The sequence below is a fragment of the Flavobacterium piscis genome (assembly GCF_031457575.1).
Taxonomy (GTDB): domain Bacteria; phylum Bacteroidota; class Bacteroidia; order Flavobacteriales; family Flavobacteriaceae; genus Flavobacterium; species Flavobacterium piscis_A.
On sequence record NZ_JAVDWQ010000007.1, the window covers coordinates 228,917 to 249,973 of the forward strand.

Sequence of the window (21,057 nt, forward strand, 5' to 3'; positions counted from 1 at the left end):
AGTGTAAATAAATAGTAAGCGCAAATTTGAAAACAAACTCTTTTGAAAAAAGTTAAGGCACTTTTCGGGTAGTTTTCTTCATGCGTGACAAAAAGTCTCAAAGATTTTGTTTCACGCAGATTTTGCAGATTTAATATAGATTAGAACGATTTATAAATCTGCTCTAACCTTTTTAAAACCTGCGTGAAATAAAAAAAAATTGTGACTTCGTGGCAGACAAAAAATCTAATTTTAATTAGTTGACTACTATCTTTTTAATCAGAGTTTTAGAATCTTTCGTGATTTTAACTACATAAATACCTTTTGCAAGATGATTCACTGCTATTGCAGAATCTGTGGTGTTTTGTTTCTCGAATACTTTTTGGCCTGCAAATGAAATAATTTCTATCGAATAAGAAGTATCTGAATTTTCCAAACCAACATAAAAAATTCCATCAGAAGGATTCGGATAAATGATAATTTCACCGGAATCAGAAACAATTTCTTCTTCAGCCTGTTTAACCATTTTGCTTGCTAAATTGTTGCAAGTATCTGTGGCATAAGAATCCCATTGTGAACTTAAATTGAATGTTGTTGAAGGAGAAGTTACAGTAGATTTTCTTCTTAAAGTCACATCTGCAGCAAAATTCGCTGTTCCGCCGCTAAAAGTTCCGATGATATCAATTAAAACGCCATTTTTGAATAAACCTACAGCATCATTTCCGTTAAAAGTTAATTCCGTTGCCGTTGTCGAAATATTGGCAGCGCTCGTAGAAAAACAGCTTGAAGAAATAGAACTGTTTACTATTACAAATTTACTTCCTGTTGTCAATGTGCCGCTTAATGTCAAACCAGTACTCCAGGAACCAGCCCCATTGGTTTGTTTTTTAATGGTATAGGCAGATAAACTAACAGAACTTCCGGTGTTATTAGCGATTTCTAAAGCCTTATTGTTTCCTGAACCTTCAATATATTCAGAGAAAAGTAAATCGGTTGCTGTTCCGCTGCTGTTTGTTGTAACGGCAATTGTATTGCTTGAGGCTGAAGTATTTCCTGCTGCATCTCTGGCCTTAACATAAATGCTGTAACTTGTTGAAGCTGTTAATCCAGTAATGGTATAATTTAAAGAAGTTACAGTGCTTTTTAGCACGTTATTCGCATAAACATTATAACCAGTAACGGCAACATTATCTGAAGAAGCATTCCACGCAACTGTAATAGAAGTTGACGTTTTTGTTGTTGAAGCTAAACTCGTTGGAGTAGTTGGAGCCTGAGAATCTGTAGAAGAACTACCACCCCAAATCTGATTCACATATTCCGGATGATCAATAAACGGGTTTCTGTTATTTTGTCTCGCATAAATTGCATTGTTTCTTGTAATTTCTCTTGCACTTACAGGATCTTGTGCGTGCCAGGTCAAAAGAATATTTAAGAATGCGGCTGTAAATACTTTATTGCTCGTACCATCAAACATAGGATAAGAGTAACCTGCAACAGTATTTTCGTAACGGGTTGCAAAATAAAAATACATTCTTGCAATATCACCTTTAAAAGCATTTATAGGTTCAAAAACAGTTCCTGAATAACCAGAAGTTGAATTTCCTCCCAATTTACTTCCGTTTTGCGAAGTATAAGTTGGTGAACCTACCACACCGTGTGGATAATTAGAACGCATTCCGTTTACTTTTCCATCAGTAGGCGTTATAAAATGTGCATCGGCAACCATTGGTGACTGCTCATTAAAAACAGATTGCGGAATAATATGTTCTCTATTATAACAATCGCCTTCAACGGAGTAATTTCCGCATCTTTGTGTAGTTCCGGTTGTATAAGTGTAAGGGTCAGTTCCCGATGGATTTTCAGAATACATGTCTAAAATCGTTCCGTCATTTTCATAAAAATTATCAACATCAGATGTTAGATAAGTAGTGTACAAGCCTGCATAACCATTATTGGTATGTCCTTTAATAATATTGTACAATTGTGTTTTTAAAGTGTAACCTGTTCCGGTTGCAGTATTGTAATAGCCAGAAGGTATTTGTGCAATACTAACTGTAACAAACATCAACAATAAATAAGAGTAGATTTTTTTCATAAAAGTTGTTTAAAATTTGGGTTGAGTAATAGCGATAAATTAATTTTCAATAAATTGATTATTAGAATTTTAATCTACGAATTGTATCAAATTTACTATTTTTATGAATACACTATGTTAAGTGATGTTTAATTTTAGATATATTTTCTTACTGTTCACTTTTTAAGCTATATAGTTGAGATATGTTCATTTAAAAAGTTTTTTTTATAAATCTCTGTAAAACAATAAAATTTAATGTCTTTTCAGCAATTTTATTTTTTTGGAAAATCTTGACTTTGATAAGCCCCTAAATCCGGAGGAGAAGTTCTTGCGATTCCAATAATATCAAACGGAATACTATACGCCTGATTTCCTTTCGCGAAAGCGCCTGAGTTTTTATCAATATTGAATTTATTCTCAGAAACTTTATAGAATTTAGGATCCTGATTTAAAATGATTTGATTGTAATGCTCTGTGTCTGTAGCAAATTGATAAAGGGGGTTGTTGCCTGAACTGCTAAACTTTAATAAACAATTATTCAGTTGATAGACAAAAGCAGCATTAGTGTTTTTGTCTAAATTGAATTCATATGAGTTTGAACCATAAATAATACAATTATTAAAAGTCGCCTGAGTTAGCGAATTGGTTTCAGGAGTTGCGCCGGCTAAGTTATTGCTCAGGTTAACTGCAAATTGTGAACTCCCTTGCCAATTGTTGTTAAAAGTACAGTGGGTAAACGTGTAATTTCCACCATAAACGCATGATAAGCTTGCGAAACCGGCATAGTTCATGACAAGATTTTCGCCATTAATACGGGCATTTTTCGCCAGAATCCCATATTCTGCACAATTGTAAATCTGCGTGTTTTTAATTTCAAAAGTAGTAGCGTCCTGATTTCTTATATCCAGGCCAATTGTAGCATTCTTTAATGTGAAATGATTTATCGAATGATTTGTGCTTCCGTCAGCAAAAATAACCGAATTCCATTGTCCTGGAATATCAGAAAATTCAGGCTCTAAACGATCTCCTTCAAAAATAACTTCATTTTCTGATTTTTCAGTTGTTGATATTTCTCCACTAATTTGAAGTGTAGCTTTATTGTCTATAAAAAGCCCTGAATTCGAATGGAAATGAACTCTAACCCCAGCTTCAAAAGTGGCTGTTTTGTTTTCAGGAACACCTGCATATCCATAAATAACGTAAGGTTTCTGATTGTTGAAAATCAACTCATTTCCGTTTACAGCATCATTTTCTTCCAGGTAAAAACCATCAATTGCTTTACCGTCAATTTGGATTTTTTCTTTTGTTCCGTCAGGATTTTGCTTTGGGTATAAAAAAACAGCGTCCTGAATTAAGGTAACCAAAGCCACTTTTTGAAGATTTACGCCACTGTCAAACTGTATTTCATCCGTATATAAAAAATCGGCAGGGTCAGCATCAGTAATGTCTGCCGTTGTTTCTATAAAAATGTATAAACTGTCTTTGGCTAAAAGTGTTACATTGTTAAAAATTTTCCCATTATTTCCGGCCATACCGTCAACCGTCATTCGGTATTTTGAATTCAATCCTTTTTTAAGCTGAATCGTTGGGATAGAAATGTCTTTTTTGCTCGTGTTATAGACTTTTAGCTGATAGGTACTTGAACCAATATTTTTAAAAACAGTATCCAAATAAACAGTATCCCTTGAAAATTTTAAATCTCCGGTACTGCCAACAGTATCAAAATCAGTTCGGCATGAACTGGCAGCTAAAAGTAATCCGAAAACGAAGAGAGTAAAATAATGGCGCATTTAAATTGTTTTTTGTAAAAATAGCAAAAAACTAAATTGATTATAATATGATTTTTAAATATTAGAGTTGTATTTTCGAATTTGTATCTCATCTTTTCTTTAATTTTACGATTTTAAATGTCCATTTTGATGAATTATACCAAAGAACAAATTATTGAGTATTGCAATCAGTTTGCAAAAAATACTTTAATGGAAACCTTGAAAATCGAATATATAGATGCGGGAGAAGATTTTTTAGTGGCGAAAATGCCTGTAAATCCAAGTGTTCATCAACCAATGGGTTTGTTGCATGGAGGAGCTTCGGTAGCTTTAGCTGAAAGTGTTGGAAGTGCCGCATCACATTTTTTTATCAATCCAAAAGAGCAGGAAGTACGCGGAATCGAAATTTCGGCGAATCACTTAAAAAGTATTCGCGAAGGAATAGTTTTTGGTACAGCACGAATTATTCACAAAGGAAGAAGTGTTCATCTTTGGGAAATTAAAATTACCGATGAAGAAGGAAACCTGATTTCACTTTGCAAACTCACTAATATGGTTTTAGAGAAAAAGAACCCCCAATAAAATTATGAACGACTTTTTTTCTACAATAAGAAAACATCAAGAGCAAAATTTACCTTTTGTGATCTATTCTAAGCCCAATTCATCAAGTATTTTTGCTTTTTTACAGCAAAATGAAATTTTGTATAAAGTTTCAGATTATAGTGAAAAAGGATTCGTTTTTGCTTCTTTTGATGAAACACAATTAATTTTAATTCCTGAAAAGCAATCTAAAATTATGAGTGCCGAACAAACTGAAGTTAATTTTAATTCGATTGAAATTGATGATTTGCCTTTTGATACAGAAGCTAAAGTTCAATATGAAGATTTGGTTTCGAAAGGAATTGAGGCTATTAAAAATGATGAATTCAAAAAAGTAGTTTTGTCGAGATCCGAAAAAGTAGATTTAACCGGTTTCGATTATGTTACAACTTTTCAGCGTTTAATTCATTTGTATCCCACAACTTTCTCGTACTGTTTTTTTCATCCTGAAATTGGTCTTTGGATAGGGGCAACGCCGGAGCAATTATTAAAATCGGGGGAAAATTCATTCGAAACTACGGCTTTGGCAGGAACACAAAAAGCCAATTTAGAAGCTGAGATTTTGTGGCAGCAAAAAGAAAAAGAGGAACAACAATATGTGACCGACTTTATTGTAAAAAGATTAAATGAGGTAGCTACGTCAGTTGTAGTTTCAGAACCGTATAGTATCAAAGCGGGATCAATCTGGCATATTAAAACCGATATTTCGGGAGTTCTAAATGAAGAATCTACTTTAGAGGAAGTCATTGATACCTTGCATCCAACACCTGCAGTTTGTGGTTTGCCAAAGAAAAAGGCAAAAGCATTTATTATCGAAAATGAAAATTACGACAGAACTTTTTATACTGGTTTTCTAGGAGAATTAAACAGCAGTTTTGCCCATAATGCCGTAAGTTCTGATTTGTATGTAAATTTACGTAGTATGCAAATTCACAACAACACTGCTACTTTATACATGGGTTGCGGAATCACAAAAGAAAGTATTCCTGAAAACGAATGGGAGGAAAGCGTCAATAAATCAATGACAATGAAAAGGGTTTTGAATATAAAATAGAGTACAGTGCAGGTTACAAATAAACCAGAGATTGAATGATCAATTTGATTTTGGACATTGAAATTTAAAAATATGAAGTTAGATATATTAGCCTTCGGTGCACACCCGGACGATGTAGAATTAGGCTGTGCAGGAACCATTTTAAAAGAAGTTTCGCTTGGCAAAAAAGTCGGTATTATTGATTTAACCAGAGGTGAACTAGGAACCAGGGGTACAGCAGAAACCAGAAAAGAAGAAGCAAAAGAGGCTGCGAAAATTTTAGGAGTTACGATTCGTGAAAATTTAGCTATGCGTGATGGTTTCTTTATAAATGATGAAAAACATCAACTGGAAATTATTAAAATGATTCGTAAATATAAACCTGAGATAGTTTTGTGCAATGCAGTTGATGATCGACATATAGATCATGGAAAAGGAAGTAAACTGGTTTCTGATTCCTGTTTTTTATCCGGATTAATGAAAATTGAAACTTTAATTGACGGAATAAAACAGGAACCCTGGAGACCCAAAGTAGTTTATCATTATATTCAGTGGAAAAATCTGACTCCTGATTTTGTTGTAGATATCACAGGTTTTGAAGAGAAAAAAATACAAGCCATTTTAGCCTATAAAACTCAATTTTATGATCCAAATTCTAAAGAGCCTGCAACACCCATTACAAGTAAAAATTTTCTGGAAAGTTTAAACTATCGGGCGCAGGACTTAGGAAGGTTGGTTGGTGTAGATTTTGCGGAAGGTTTTACTGTAGAAAGATGTTTGGCAGTCAATAGCTTAGAAAATTTGATGTAATTTTTTTAATTTTTTGTTTGCAGAAGTAAACATTAGTTGTATATTTGCCACCGCTAAGCAAATGGTGGTTGTAGCTCAGCTGGTTAGAGCATCGGTTTGTGGTACCGAGGGTCGCCGGTTCGAACCCGGTCATCCACCCAGAAATTTAAAGCCTTGAAGAAATTCAAGGCTTTTTTTGTTTGATTTTTTGACTGCGTTAAAATTGATGGATTCAACGGATCAATACGAAATTTTTGCATTGAAAGATTCTGCCGAAGTATTGGTACTTCTGTTGTCAAAATAATTTAATATGGTTTGATAATGATTCGTTATATTGTATTTGTGGATATACCATAGAAAGAAGTAATAACATGACGATCATTTGGTACGGAATCTACTATTGATCTCTTTTAAAAAAGACGCAAACTTCTGGGTACACAAGTTCTGTTGCTGCTAAATTTTAAGCTCTAAAACTACTTTCCCTGTATCTTCCTGTCTCCATCTTTTGTGAGTTATATGAGAAGATATTCCTGATGCCCACAAATAGGAAATCCTGAATAGTCATCTGCTCAAAGAATCCTTTGGAGCTTAATTTAGAATCACGGTATTTTTAGGAATCGAATTAATCTCTTTTGAATGCAAATGAAGAACCTCTTTTGCTTTTTCATAAGAAGTTAAGTTCAAAGTATTCAACTATTATTTCTGGTATAACAACTTGAGAAGGTCAATAAAAGAATTCTGTATTTCTAAATAATTTTAAAATACAAAAATTGACTTTTTGTTATTTCCCAGAATTTGATTTGGGATTTGCTAGGCTACAAAAAAGAAAACCCTGTAAATGTTGATATTTACAGGGTTTTTCATTTTACTAGTTGGTCTACAAGGACTCGAACCTTGAAAGACTGCACCAAAAACAGTTGTGTTACCATTACACCATAGACCAGTAGTGCGGTTAAGCGAGTGCAAATTTAAAGCTTTTTTTAGTTTGCGCAAACTTTTTGGCAAAAAAAATCACTTTTTTTTCATTTTTTTTTCTTGAAAACAGCTAACTTCATCGCAAGTATTTAGTAAACAATTGATTACTTTCAATAAAGAGTTTTGTAGAATTTTTTGTTAATGCTCGTTTCTTTCCATAAAAAAACATTTTCTTTGTAAGATAGAAACATACAAAATTTTAATACCAAAATATGGCACAATTCAATTTCAATAAATGGAATACAATTATTGGCTGGTTTGCATTTACAATCGCATTAATTACTTATACATTAACTGTTGAACCTACTATGAGCTTTTGGGATTGTGGCGAATATATTGCTACAGCCGCTAAATTGGAAGTTGGTCACCCGCCCGGAGCACCTTTATACCAAATGATGGGCGCTTTTTTTGCCATGTTTGCCATAGACAACCAGCATATTGCCTTAATGGTTAATATGATGTCTGTATTTTCCAGTGCTTTTACCATTTTACTTTTGTTTTGGTCATCTTCTATGATTTTGAAAAAAATGATTGGCCGGTTTACGGAAATAAATCAAAATAACTCAATTGTTATTTTAGGAAGTTCTTTAGTAGGAGCCCTCGCTTACACTTTTTCTGATAGCTTTTGGTTTAATGCTGTAGAGGCTGAAGTATATGCCATGGCTTCTTTGTTGATTGCATTACTTTTTTGGCTTGGATTACGTTGGGAACAAGACATGTATACACCTAAAGGAAACAAATGGTTATTAATCATTTCTCTTGTAATCGGACTTTCATTTGGAGTTCACTTTATGGCTTTGTTAACAATCCCTTCAATAGGATTTCTATATTATTTTAAGCATTACGAAAAAATTACAATTAAAAACTTCCTTATTGCCAATGTTGTTGTTATTGCTATTTTGTTGTTTATTTTTAAATTGCTTTTGCCTTTAACAATGGCTTTCTTTGGGAAAACAGAAGTTTTTATGGTAAACAGCATGGGACTGCCTTTTAACTCAGGAACTGTTTTTGTAGCCATGCTATTTATTGCATTCTTTTATTTTGGATTAAAATATACCAAAGAAAAAGAGCTCATATTTTACAACACTATTATTCTTTGCATTTTATTCATTTTAATTGGTTTCTCAACCTGGATTATGCTCCCAGTCCGTGCAAATGCCAATACGGTTATCAACGAAAATAAGCCTTCTGATGCTGCTGAAGTACTTGCGTATTATAACCGTGAACAATATGGAGTCAATCCTTTATTTTATGGACCTCAATACACAGAAGTTTTTGCTGGTTTAGATGCAAAAACACCTTATCTGGATAAAAAGCCCAACTACGAAAGAGATTATGAAACCGGTAAATACATCATTACCAACAATTATAAAAATGCAGATCAGAATTCTGATGATAATCAAAAAACGATTCTGCCAAGAATGTGGAGTACTGATAATGGTCATATTCAAAATTATATCAATTTCACTAATCCTCCAAAATTCAGACTCAATCCTAATTATCCTTATGAAGATGATTTAGCAAAATATGGAATTGACGCGAGCCAATTAAGTGAAGAAGAGTACAATAAAGCTATCGCACAATTACGTAATGAAGTTGAAAAAACAATTTCTGAATTCAGACAGGCTTATGCCCAGAAACAAATTGACAATGAAGGCTACGTTAAATTCTTGCAAAGCTACAAAGATTATTTAATTATTGAAAAACCTACAACTGCTGATAATTTTAGTTTCATGTTTGAATATCAATTCGGATACATGTATATCCGATATTTGATGTGGAATTTTGTAGGCCGCCAAAGTGATATTCAGGGAAAATATGATAATCTGGACGGCAACTGGATTAGCGGAATAAAATTTATGGATTCACTGCATCTGGGACCACAGGATAATTTACCTGCTGATGTCCAAAATAACAAAGGAAGAAATGTTTACTTCTTCCTGCCTTTTATTTTGGGATTAATAGGATTAATGTACCACGCCAATAAAGATATTAAAAGCTTTTATGTCCTTTTAGCCTTATTCTTATTTACAGGAATCGCACTAAAAATTTACTTAAACGAAAGACCTTTTGAACCAAGGGAAAGAGATTATGCACTTGTAGGATCATTTTATGTATTTGCGATATGGATAGGCTTTGGGGTTTATTCATTGTACGAAAGTATTCAAAAATATATTGCACCAAAAATTGCCGGTCCGGTTATCATTGCCGCAAGTTTGCTGGCTGCACCAGTTTTAATGGCATCACAAAACTGGGATGATCATGACAGGTCGAACAAATATACTGCTCTTGCAATGGCTAAGGCTTATTTAAGTTCTTGCGATAAAAATGCCATTTTGTTCACTATCGGCGACAATGATACTTTTCCTTTATGGTACGCACAGGAAATAGAGCATTTTAGAACAGATGTTAAGATCGTAAATACAAGTCTTTTTATGACGGATTGGTATATAGATCAGATGAAAGCCAAATCCTATGAATCGGATCCGTTACCAATATCATTTAAACATGATGAATATGTTGGAGACAAATTAGATTATGTAGCTCATATTCCGAAAGTAGAGACACGATGGGACATTAATGATTTTATTAGTTTCATTAAAAACCCTAAATCAACGGTTCCTTTGCAAAACGGGCAAATAATTCACTTTTATCCAACAAACAAAATCAGAATTACAGTTGACAAAAACAAGATCATAGATAATAAAGTAGTCAATCCTAAATACAATGATTCCATAGTTCCTTTTATGGATATCAACATCAAAGGAAGAGCTATTTATAAAAATCGTTTAATGATGCTGGACATCCTTGCTAACAACAATTGGAAAAGACCAATTTATTTTAGTGGAGGAGCTTTTGACGATGAAGACTATTTGTGGTTAAAGGATTACTTACAGCTGGACGGAATGGTTTATAAATTAGTTCCTATTCGAAATACACGTTCAAAAGACGGAGGACCAATGGATATGGGACAAATTGATGCTGATAAAATGTACGATATTGTTATGAAATGGGATTGGGGAAATAGCAATAGCGATAAAATTTATCATGATCCTGAAACCAGAAGAAACAGTATTACCTATCGTACCAATCTTTCGCGTTTAATGTATCAGCTTATCCTTGAAGGTAAGACCGACAAAGCCAAAAATATTATTAATTTGGCTGTAACAAAAATGCCTTTGGAGAAATTTGGGTATTATTCATTAGTAGAACCTTTTGCTGATGGTTATTATAAGGTTGACGAAAAAGCCAAAGCACAGGATTTACTTAATAAACTGGTTCAGAAATACAAAGAGAATCTTAATTATTATGCGACTTTAAGTCCTGGTGATCAATCTGATCTGGCTATTGATATTATAACAGACATTGAACGTTACAGAAGTTTACTTCAGGTTATGAAAGAAAACAAGGATTTGGCGTTTTATAATAACCATAAAACGACTTTCAACACATATGTAAATGTTTTTGAACGTTTTGGCAGGGAAAAAGAATAAATAACATAAAATATAATAATTAAAAAATGTAGCGCTATTGATTAATAGCGCTACATTTTTTATATTTACTTATCACTAAATATTTCCAAATGAGTTTTTATTGGGTTAAAACAAATGCATTCATCAAAAAGATATTTTCTAAATATTGCTGGGACATGCCTAACAATGAAAAGAAAATATACCTCACTTTTGATGATGGCCCAACTCCACAGGTAACAGATTGGGTTTTGACTGAATTAAGAAAATACAATGCAAAAGCTACTTTTTTTTGTATTGGAAAAAATATAGATTCGAATCCTGAATTGTTCCAAAAGATAAAAAATGAGAACCATTCAATAGGAAATCATACCATGAACCACATAAATGGATGGAAAAGTGAAACTAATGAATATATTAGAAATGTAAAAAAATGTGCTGAAATCCTATCTCAAAAGTACATTTCAAAGTCTTTGTTATTTCGTCCTCCTTATGGAAAAATAAAAAAAGAACAATCTAAAATTCTTCGAAAGTTAGGGTATAAAATAATAATGTGGGATGTTTTAAGTGCGGATTTTGATCAAACGATAAGTCCTGAAAAATGCTTAAAAAATGTAACAAAAAATGTGAAATCAGGAAGTGTAATTGTTTTTCATGATAGTATAAAAGCATCACAAAATTTAAAATTTGCATTACCCAGAACTTTGAGTTTTTTAAAAGAAAACGGTTTTGTGTTTGATGTCCTTAGCTAAGCATATAACAAAGAAAATATTCTCTGTTATGAACCAAACTGCTCCTGGACGATTCCGATAATGGTATTAGCATCCAGTTCTCCAGATTGTCTCCAGATCATTTGTCCATCTTTATATATCATTAAAGTAGGAAGTCCTTTAATTCGTAAAGCATCGGCTAATTCCTGATTTTTATCTACATCAATTTTTATCACTTTGGCTTTATCACCAAGTGCTGCGGCAACATCCTTAATAACAGGGTGCATCGAAACTGACGATTCGTTCCAGTCTGTATAAAAGTCTATTAGTACCGGAACCTGAGCATTTATTAGTTCTCCAAATTTTGACATAAAATCAATAATTAAATTTTTAAATCTATTAAAAGAGATGATACTTTATACAAATGTAGCATTTTTACCGAATTAAGCCACGTTGTTGCCTTTTTTTAGTTCTATGACTGTAATTTCTGGCATAATTCCAACCCTGCCAGGGTAAGCATGAAATCCAAAACCACGATTAACATATATGTAACGACCCACATTTTCATAAAGCCCTGCCCATTGTTTGTATATATATTGCGCCAGACTCCACTTGAAATACCCCGGAATTTCTATGCCAAACTGCATACCGTGAGTATGACCTGATAATGTTAAGTGAAAGTTTTTTGGATGCTCTTTTATTTCGTATTCCCAATGACTTGGGTCATGACTCATTAAAACCTTAAAATCGTCCTGATCAACTTCTAAGGAGGCTTTGTTTAAATCCCCTGCCATTTTAAAGTTTTTTCCCCAATTCTCAACTCCAATTAAAGCTATTTTATCATTCCCCTTCTGAATATAAGTATGTTCGTTTAGGAGAAGCTTAAACCCTATTTGGTCGTAAAGGGTTTTTATTGCCTCAAAATTTTCATTTTTTTGCTTTTCAGATGGCCATGTAACATATTCTCCATAATCATGATTTCCTAAAACTGAAAACTTCCCATACTGATATTCTTTTATTCTGTTAAAAGTATCTAACCATGGGTGCATTTCTGAAGCGTGAGTATTCACTATATCCCCGGTAAATAAAATCATATCCGCTTCCTGCTCATTAATCAAATCTATAGCATAATTAATTTTTTCAGCATTATCAAAGCTGCCACTATGAGCATCTGAAATATGAGTAATCCTGAAACCATCAAAAGCATCCGGTAAATCAGGAAAAAAAATCGCTTGTTTAAAAACCTTATAATTGTATTTCCCTTCAAAAATCCCATAAATTAATGACAGAAAAGGAACGGCAGCCAAACCCAATGCAAGCTGACTCACAAACTTTCGTCTAGCAGGCATCATTTCTGATCTAGGAGCATTATACATGAAATAATTTAAAATACTGGCTCCTAACCTAAAAATATCTTCGCCTAGTAAAACAATTGTAATTACAATTTTGGGAACATAAACCAAAAGCATTAATCCCATCGTAAACATGGTGTATTTTGTTTGCCCGACAGAACGATCAAATTGCGTAAAAGAATAGATGATAAAAATTAAAAGAAATAAGCTTATAATCTGATAACTAATCAGAAACCATCTTAATTTAATCAGGTTACGGATAGCTTGGTAAGAATAAAACTCAATACATAAAAAAAGAGCGCAAAGAATTATAAAACGAAGGGCCATTAGTTATAGTTTTTAAGCAAAGTAACAAAGAATGGAAATTTTATGGCTTTTTATTATCAAAAATTTAACTTGAAGTCAATGCTTTTTTAATGAAAATAATCTCCTGTCTTAAATTTATTTCAACCCAAGACATAATTTCAACAACACATTAGTTTTTAAACCCCAATTGTTTATTTTTACAGACTAATATTTTTTTTATGTCAACTCAAAAACGTCTTTTTCTTCTCGATGCTTATGCCTTAATTTTTCGTGGTTATTATGCTTTCATAAAAAATCCCCGAATTAACTCTAAAGGAATGGATACATCAGCGATTATGGGTTTTATGAACTCACTTTTAGATGTTATAAAACGCGAGAAACCGGATCATTTGGCCGTTGCTTTTGATAAAGGCGGCAGTCATGTGAGAAGCGAAATGTTTGTCGAATATAAAGCTAATCGTGATGCAACGCCTGAAGCCATTAAAATAGCTATTCCGTACATTCAGGATTTATTAAAAGCAATGCACATTCCAATTATCGAAATAGAAGGCTGTGAAGCTGATGACTTAATTGGAACAATTGCTAAACAAGCCGAAAAAGAAAACTACAAAGTCTATATGGTAACACCGGATAAGGATTTTGCACAATTAGTTTCTGAAAATATATTTATGTACAAGCCAGCCCGAATGGGAAATGGTATCGAAATTTGGGGTATTCCTGAAGTTTTGGCAAAATTTGAAATTGAAAGGCCTGAGCAGGTAATTGACTTTCTTGGAATGATGGGAGATGCTGTCGATAATATTCCGGGATTGCCTGGTGTAGGGGAGGTTACTGCCAAGAAATTCCTGAAAGAATTTGGTTCAATGGAAAACCTTTTAGATAACACACACTTGCTGAAAGGAAAAATGAAGGAAAACATTGAAGCCAATAAAGAAAAAGGAATTTTATCAAAAAAACTGGCAACTATAATATGTGATTGTGATGTTATTTTTAATGAAGCCGATTATGAACTTTCGCGTCCGGATATCGAAAAAACCGATGCTATTTTTCAGGAATTGGAATTTAGAAGAATGGCAGAACAATTTGATAATTTGTTTAAAATTGGCGGCGGTAATGAATTGGCAAATAAAGCTGATGAAGCGAAATTATACAAAAAGCCTCAACCTAAAAATGAAGATCAATTTGATCTTTTTGGAGGTGGCGGAACCTTAGACGAAAGTCCTAATGCCAGAACATCATTTTATGATACTTTAGATACTACATCTCATTCTTATCAGGCTGTTCAGGGCGATTTGGGGGTAAAATTACTATTACAAAATTTATTAAACCAGACTTCTGTTTGTTTTGATACTGAAACTACTGGTTTAGATGCTTTGAATGCTGAGTTAGTCGGAATTTCTTTTTCTTATGAAAAAGGGAAAGCATTTTATGTTCCGTTTCCGGAAAGCCAGGAAGAAGCTCAGGTTTTAATCAATAAATTTATTCCGTTTTTTGAAAATGAAAATATCGAAAAGATTGGGCAGAATTTAAAATATGATTTAAAAATTCTTTCCAATTATGGCGTCACCGTAAAGGGAAAACTTTTTGATACCATGATTGCGCATTACCTGATTAATCCGGATATGCGTCATAATATGGATATTTTAGCTGAAACGTATTTAAAATATTCTCCTAAATCAATTGAAACTTTAATTGGCAAAAAAGGAAAAAATCAAATTTCAATGCGTAATGTGGCATTAGAAGAAATTAAAGAATATGCCGCCGAAGATGCTGATGTCACATTGCAACTCAAGGAAATATTTACCAATGAATTAGACAAAACTGAAACTAAAAAGTTATTTGATGAGATCGAAATTCCGTTGGTGAGTGTTTTGGCTGATATGGAACGTGAGGGTATTCGCCTGGATGTTGAATTCCTGAGTGCCATGTCTAAGGAAATGGATATTGAGATCAAATCTTTGGAACAAAAAATCTACGAAAGTGCCGGCGAGAAATTCAACCTGGCTTCTCCGAAGCAATTAGGCGATATTTTATTTGACAAACTAAAAATTGGAGGAGCAAAACAAAAGAAAACAAAAACCGGTCAATATGCGACTGGTGAAGAAGTTTTGACTTATTTAGCGAATGACAACCCGATCGTAAAAGAAATTCTGGATTGGCGCCAAATGGTAAAATTGCAAAGTACTTATATTCTGGCTTTACCGGAACAAGTAGACAAAAAAACATTGCGCGTTCATACTGATTATATGCAAACTGTTGCAGCTACAGGTCGTTTGAGTTCTAATAATCCGAACTTGCAAAACATTCCAATCCGTACCGAAAGAGGTCGTCAGATTCGTAAAGCCTTTGTTGCCCGTGATGAAAATCATACCTTAATTTCTGCTGATTACTCGCAGATAGAATTAAGAATTATTGCTGCTTTAAGTGGCGAAGAAAACATGATTAAAGCTTTTCAGGACGGAGAAGATATTCACAAAGCAACAGCAGCTAAAGTTTTTAATGTGCCATTGGATGAAGTTTCCCGTGAACAAAGAGGTAATGCCAAAACAGTCAACTTTGGAATCATCTATGGTGTGTCTGCTTTTGGGTTGAGCAATCAAACGTCATTGTCCAGAAGTGAAAGTGCTGCTTTGATAGAAGCATATTACAAATCCTATCCAAAACTAAAATCCTATATTCAGGACCAGATAGAGCTTGCAAGGGAAAAAGGATATGTTCAAACCATTTTAGGACGTCGTCGTTATTTAAAGGATATCAATTCGGCAAACGCAGTAGTTAGAAGTGCGGCCGAAAGAAATGCTGTCAATGCCCCTATTCAGGGAAGTGCGGCCGATGTGATTAAGATTGCCATGATTAACATTCATAGAAAATTAAAAAATGAAAACTGGAAATCAAAAATGTTGCTTCAGGTACATGATGAACTTGTGTTTGATGTGCATAATGACGAATTAGAAAAAATTCAGCCCATGATCAAATACGAAATGGAGAATGCTTTTATAATGACTGTACCATTAGATGTTGAAATTGGTTTGGGTGAAAATTGGTTGGAGGCACATTAGAAATTCAGAACATGAAAAAAATCATTTTATTCGTTTTTTTATTCGATAACAGCAATTAAGGCAAATTTTCAAAACAATTGCAACTATAATTCATTCAAGTAAAATTGTGGTTAAGAACTTTTTTTCCGGACATATAAAGAACATATTCAGAAGTGGTTAGATCAGTTTAGTTCCGAATTAATACGTCAATTTACAAGAAAACTATTTGACCTGCTAATAAACAGAATGATGAGAACTAAAGGTTTTATATCAAGAGATTATAATAAGCAAATAAATGAACACCTCAAAATAGTTTTAATTAAAACCAATTTATTTCATGATTTCAATTGCCAAATCTATATTTTTGATAATTATTTTTTTTAATTTTCATACCATAATTGCCCAAAATAAAACTGAATCAATACCTGATACTACTTTTGTTAATTTAAAAGAATATAGTCAGGATTTTATCTATGATATGAAATATGCTACGGAAGATAATTTTTTGAAAGCGAAAGTTTATGATTGCGCTGAATGTCTGTTGCGTTTAAAGACTGTTCAGTCACTTGTTGAAGCCAATAAGGATTTTATGAAAAAAGGCTTTAAAATAAAGCTTTTTGATTGCTACAGACCTCTATCTATTCAAAATAAGATGTGGGAAATTGTTTCTGATCCCAAATATGTTGCCGATCCAAAAAAAGGCTCCATCCACAATAGAGGAGGAGCCGTTGATATTTCACTTGTTGATGCTAATGGCAAAGAACTGGATATGGGAACTCCTTTTGATTTTTTTGGACCTCAGGCGAGTCATAATTTCACCAAACTTTCAAAAGAAGTGCAAGCGAATCGTAAATTTTTAAAAAAAATCATGATCAAAAATGGCTTCAATTCATTTGATTCTGAATGGTGGCATTATAATTTAAAAACTGGTTTAAAAGATAAAGTTTCGAATCAAAAATGGGATTGTAACTAATTTTCGATGCATCTTATGTTTTCAATAAAATACGTATCAGGATGATATACTTTGCCATTCATTTCTGAAGTGAGTTCGCTTTTTATGATATAGTCCTCATTATCAGTAAGATATTTGATACGCATAAGGGTTATAGGAGATTTTTTTAACTCTTCATAATTATCTTTCATAAACATAAAAATTCCAGAGTTTACACGATTATCAAAACCTTTGTCATCACGAATAAGTGTCCCGCAATTTTCCTGGTTAGCCTGGATTAACGTTACAATTTTACCATTTTGTAATTGTAAAAATATTTTTGAATTTTTATCAAAACAATTCGCTTTTATAAAACCTTTACTTTTTTGTATTAATTGTAAGTTTAAAGAAGGCTGGCCATCAGTTTCTGCCAACGAAAAGAAAACATAATTGGAAGTACCGCCAAAGTTTTTTTCGCTTACTAAATATTCATTTGTTACCTTATAAGAACCGATAGAATCATTTACATTCGTACTGTATTCGCAAGGTTTTTGAGCAAATGCCACAAATGTTAATAGAAAAAATGTTAGAGTAATTAGTTGTTTCATTTTAAATTATTTTTCTGCAAATTAAAACTATTTTATTGTCATTTTTATCAGTGGTAAAAAAACAATATGTATTTCCCCCGTTTTTTATTTTCCATTTCTTCCGAATTTTTTCTACCGTATCAGAAAAATTACGTGTTGTAATATTGGCTTGCTTGTTTTCGAGTTCATTTTTCATATCATTTTTACTGTATGAAATGATTTTCTCTATTTTAAAAGCCCTTCCCGGAAAAGATATTAAATTTTCAGAAGTATATAAATGGGAATGTTTATGTAGTTTGTTTATTTTGAAAAAGGTACTTACCTGATCAAATCCGCCTGATTTCATGATAGCTGAATTAGGCTCATATACATATTTTTGTGGTAGATGATAAGTTGGCAATTCAATGCCATCATCCAAAACAAATTCAAATGTTTCTGTTTTTTCTTTTAAAATATTAGCGGTCTTGATTGTTATTCTTCCTGGGAAATTTTTCTCGATTTCAAAAAGCAATTCTTTCACTTCGTTTTCTAACGCAATGATATGAATGTTTTTTACAAACTTTAATTCAGATAAACCGGCAGAAATATCCAATAATGGAGCAGTTTTTATTAAAATTGAATTGGTTTTTTCAAAATAAAAATCTAAAGATTCAGGAACATTCGGCAAGCAGTCTTTCAACATAAAAACTTTACCTTTTGCATCATTTCTTCGGGAGGGGTCAACATAAATCCAATCCCATTTTTTATCTGTTGATCGTAGGATATTTGCGGAATCATCGGCATAAAAAATACAATTTTTAACGTGTAATTGTTCAAAATTGTGCTTTACGATATTGGACAACTCTAAATTAATTTCGCAATGTGCTACTGTTTTAAATTTTTTGGAAAAGTAATAATCATCAATCCCAAAACCACCTGTTAAATCTATTATACTTTCTCCTGAAATTAAATTCGACTTATAAAGAGCAGTTTTTTCAGAAGAAGTCTGCTCGATAGATATTTTAACCGGATAAATAATATTTTCAGTCAAAAACCAGGTTGGCAATTTTTCTTTCGCTTTAGTTTTCGCTTCAATTTGATTTAGAAGCGAAATCCAGTCTATAGCCGGAAAAGGATTTTTTTGGAGTGCAAGTTTAGCAATCGATACTCCAATGTTTTTATTAATAAATTCCTGGATTTCTTTGTTTAATATCGAAGTTTCCAAAGTTAAATTCTTTCTGTTAGTACGGAGACAATTTTATTGTCAGGGAAAAATTCTTTTAAAATTACTTTGATCATTGTATAAAACGGAATAGCAATTATCATTCCGCCAATTCCAAAAGTTATTCCACTGATTAGTGTTATCAAAAATATTTCCAACGGATGCGAATTTACACTTTTTGATGAAATAATAGGTTGGCTGATGTTGTTATCTATAGCCTGAACTAATAAAAATCCAATAATAACATAAATGGTTTTTGGTAAAATCTCAGATTGAAAATCACTGCCAATCATACTAATCATGGTAAGGATCCCAGCTAAAACAGTTCCTATTATTGGACCTATGTAAGGAATGATGTTTAAAATGGCGCACAAAAAGGCAATTACAAAGGCATTTTTATTTCCAAAAATTATTAAGACTATAAAATACAGTATAAAAACAACTGTTAACTGAAGCATTAATCCAATGAAATAGCGGGTTAAAAAGTGATTTATTTTTGTAATAGAATTGATTATCTTATCTTCATTTGAATCAGGAAGAAGTTGTTTAGCTTTTTCTTTAAAAATATCCTGATCTTTAATGAAGAAAAAAGTGATAAAAAACACGGATACCAATCCCATTCCAAACCCTGCAAGCAGACCTAAAATAGAGTTTATAAAACTTGTAAAATAACTAAAATCAATTTTTGACGTGAGATCAGATTTTTTTAATAATGCACCAAAATCCATATGCTGCAGGTTAAAATAATTTTCGAAATCACGTTCAATATAAACAAATTGCTGTTGTAAATTATTAGTATCCAATAATGATAGATTATTAGCCTGAGAGATGATCAACGGAACAAATAGTAATATAAAGCCAATTAAAAACATTATAAAAAACAATAATGCAGTAACGGCGGCCAACGAGTTACCAAACTTTAATCTGTTTTTTAAAAATTGAATAAGGGGATTGGCAATCAGACATAATATTAATGATATGCATAAATAAATAATAACCGTTTGTATTTCGTATAAAAAATATAAGACAGAGCAAATAATTAAAATTGTTGTTAAAGCTCTTAAAATTCCGTTTGAAATAATTTTTGATGTTATCATGAATAATTTTTAGACTATAAATATAGAAAAAATGCCAATACTGATTTAGTATATGCACAATAAAAAAAGCGAGATTTTTATATCTCGCTTTTAATAATTATTAACAGTTTTAGTTTTTTTATTTTTTAAATTCCAAAAGCGGCTCTTGGTCCGCCTGAAGCAAATATGGCAGCCATTCTGCTTTTTTGACCTAATGAGAACATGTACATACCGCTATCATCAGTATAATCCATGTAGTTCATCGTCATTTCTACTGGTGTTCCAGAACATGTACTGTAATGAGGATAGGCCGGAACTCCATAATTTGCGGCGTTATGTGTTGGAGTATCTGCAACCAAATCGCTTCCGCAAGTTGTATCTCCCCAAATGTGGCGTAAATTCATCCAGTGTCCAACTTCGTGAGTTCCTGTTCTTCCTAAATTGAAAGGAGCATTTGCAGTACCAGACAATCCGAAATATCTGGGATCAATTACAACTCCGTCTGTAGCCGAAGCTCCTCCGGGAAATTGTGCATAACCTAAGATTCCTCCACCAATAGCGCAAGACCACATGTTAAGTTTTGTTGTTGGAGAAGTTGGTGCAATACCACCCTGAGCTGTTTTTTTCATGGCGTCATTTGTTCCCCATGATGTTTTTGTTGTAGATTTTCTATTGATTTTTTCTAAAACAAAGCTAATTTCAACGTTTGCTTTTACACCTGAAAATAATGCAGGAACATTATTATAGTCAGAGTTTGCGGCATTAAAATCTTTATTAAGCACATCTATTTGTGATTGTATCTGTGCATCTGAAATATTTTGCGCAGCAGTTCTGTATAGAACATTTACAATAACAGGAATTTGTATTTTACCATTTACCAATTTACCGGTTAATTGTCGGTTTTGAGTGAAAGTTTCTATATCATTCATTCGAATAGCGAGACTAGGATCGGCTTTCATGTTTGCTTCTAAAACTTCTTGAGATGCACAACCACGATGAGTAATTGCACTGGTTACTAAATCTGCAGATTCATTCTGGTCATTTTGACAAGAAAAAAAGAGTGTTGCTGCAACTAAGCATAAGATAATCTTTTTCATAATAATTTGGGGTTTTGTTACAATAATTTGGTTTTGTTAATAATTAACGCAATTTTATAACAAATTTATT

Annotated in this window: 15 protein-coding genes, 2 tRNA genes and 1 pseudogene; 8 read left to right on the forward strand and 10 right to left on the reverse strand. The window is 32.7% G+C overall.

Annotated elements, in window-relative coordinates; genetic code table 11:
- Positions 1-235: 235 nt before the first annotated feature.
- Positions 236-2,074, reverse strand: coding sequence for an endonuclease (locus J2W48_RS12320; RefSeq protein WP_310281751.1), 1,839 nt, complete (start codon positions 2,072-2,074; stop codon positions 236-238).
- A gap of 251 nt (positions 2,075-2,325) precedes the next feature.
- Positions 2,326-3,843: a hypothetical protein gene (locus tag J2W48_RS12325; protein ID WP_310281753.1), complete on the reverse strand. Its 1,518-nt coding sequence runs from the start codon at positions 3,841-3,843 to the stop codon at positions 2,326-2,328.
- Between the two features lie 129 nt (positions 3,844-3,972).
- On the opposite strand from J2W48_RS12325, the gene J2W48_RS12330 reads away from it, so the two are divergent.
- The 4 genes from J2W48_RS12330 (at position 3,973) to J2W48_RS12345 (ending at position 6,403) form a co-directional block, all read left to right on the forward strand.
- Positions 3,973-4,404 (forward strand): PaaI family thioesterase, encoded by a 432-nt coding sequence (locus tag J2W48_RS12330; protein ID WP_310281756.1) that lies wholly within the window; start codon positions 3,973-3,975, stop codon positions 4,402-4,404.
- Positions 4,405-4,408: 4 nt separating this feature from the next.
- Positions 4,409-5,476: a chorismate-binding protein gene (locus tag J2W48_RS12335; protein ID WP_310281760.1), complete on the forward strand. Its 1,068-nt coding sequence runs from the start codon at positions 4,409-4,411 to the stop codon at positions 5,474-5,476.
- A 72-nt stretch (positions 5,477-5,548) separates the two neighbouring features.
- Positions 5,549-6,265: a bacillithiol biosynthesis deacetylase BshB1 gene (bshB1, locus tag J2W48_RS12340; RefSeq protein WP_310281762.1), complete on the forward strand. Its 717-nt coding sequence runs from the start codon at positions 5,549-5,551 to the stop codon at positions 6,263-6,265.
- 64 nt (positions 6,266-6,329) lie between these two features.
- Positions 6,330-6,403, forward strand: a tRNA-His gene (locus tag J2W48_RS12345).
- Positions 6,404-6,487: 84 nt separating this feature from the next.
- Here J2W48_RS12345 and J2W48_RS12350 read toward each other — a convergent pair.
- Together J2W48_RS12350 and J2W48_RS12355 are read right to left on the reverse strand one after the other, a co-directional pair.
- Positions 6,488-6,568: pseudogene (locus J2W48_RS12350) on the reverse strand (transposase); the annotation flags it as partial.
- Between the two features lie 548 nt (positions 6,569-7,116).
- Positions 7,117-7,187 (reverse strand) — tRNA-Gln (locus tag J2W48_RS12355).
- Positions 7,188-7,431: 244 nt separating this feature from the next.
- On the opposite strand from J2W48_RS12355, the gene J2W48_RS12360 reads away from it, so the two are divergent.
- Positions 7,432-10,713, forward strand: a complete 3,282-nt coding sequence (locus J2W48_RS12360) for a glycosyltransferase family 117 protein (protein ID WP_310281765.1) — start codon at positions 7,432-7,434, stop codon at positions 10,711-10,713.
- Between the two features lie 89 nt (positions 10,714-10,802).
- Positions 10,803-11,441 (forward strand): polysaccharide deacetylase family protein, encoded by a 639-nt coding sequence (locus J2W48_RS12365; protein ID WP_310281770.1) that lies wholly within the window; start codon positions 10,803-10,805, stop codon positions 11,439-11,441.
- Between the two features lie 26 nt (positions 11,442-11,467).
- Here J2W48_RS12365 and J2W48_RS12370 read toward each other — a convergent pair whose 3' ends face one another.
- Both J2W48_RS12370 and J2W48_RS12375 read right to left on the reverse strand, forming a co-directional pair.
- Entirely contained in the window at positions 11,468-11,770 is a 303-nt protein-coding gene (locus J2W48_RS12370) for a thioredoxin family protein (protein WP_310281773.1), read from the reverse strand.
- 72 nt (positions 11,771-11,842) lie between these two features.
- Positions 11,843-13,078 carry a metallophosphoesterase gene (locus J2W48_RS12375; RefSeq protein ID WP_310281777.1) on the reverse strand — a complete coding sequence of 412 codons (1,236 nt, stop codon included), beginning with the start codon at positions 13,076-13,078 and terminating at the stop codon, positions 11,843-11,845.
- Between the two features lie 197 nt (positions 13,079-13,275).
- Between J2W48_RS12375 and polA the strand changes: the two genes are divergently transcribed.
- Both polA and J2W48_RS12385 read left to right on the forward strand, forming a co-directional pair.
- On the forward strand, positions 13,276-16,116 hold the full coding sequence (gene polA, locus J2W48_RS12380; protein ID WP_310281779.1) for a DNA polymerase I: 2,841 nt from the start codon (positions 13,276-13,278) through the stop codon (positions 16,114-16,116).
- A gap of 343 nt (positions 16,117-16,459) precedes the next feature.
- Positions 16,460-17,068 carry a M15 family metallopeptidase gene (locus tag J2W48_RS12385; protein ID WP_409025176.1) on the forward strand — a complete coding sequence of 203 codons (609 nt, stop codon included), beginning with the start codon at positions 16,460-16,462 and terminating at the stop codon, positions 17,066-17,068.
- Here the strand turns inward: J2W48_RS12385 and J2W48_RS12390 are convergent.
- The 4 genes from J2W48_RS12390 to J2W48_RS12405 all read right to left on the reverse strand — a co-directional run bounded on the left by J2W48_RS12390 (position 17,065) and on the right by J2W48_RS12405 (position 20,987).
- Positions 17,065-17,634, reverse strand: a complete 570-nt coding sequence (locus J2W48_RS12390) for a hypothetical protein (RefSeq protein ID WP_310281781.1) — start codon at positions 17,632-17,634, stop codon at positions 17,065-17,067. The two genes, J2W48_RS12385 and J2W48_RS12390, sit on opposite strands and share 4 nt — an antisense overlap.
- 1 nt (position 17,635) lies before the next feature.
- Positions 17,636-18,817, reverse strand: coding sequence for a THUMP-like domain-containing protein (locus tag J2W48_RS12395; RefSeq protein WP_310281783.1), 1,182 nt, complete (start codon positions 18,815-18,817; stop codon positions 17,636-17,638).
- A 2-nt stretch (positions 18,818-18,819) separates the two neighbouring features.
- Positions 18,820-19,911 carry an AI-2E family transporter gene (locus J2W48_RS12400; RefSeq protein WP_310281785.1) on the reverse strand — a complete coding sequence of 364 codons (1,092 nt, stop codon included), beginning with the start codon at positions 19,909-19,911 and terminating at the stop codon, positions 18,820-18,822.
- A gap of 125 nt (positions 19,912-20,036) precedes the next feature.
- Positions 20,037-20,987, reverse strand: coding sequence for a zinc metalloprotease (locus tag J2W48_RS12405; protein WP_310281787.1), 951 nt, complete (start codon positions 20,985-20,987; stop codon positions 20,037-20,039).
- Between the last annotated feature and the right edge of the window lie 70 nt (positions 20,988-21,057).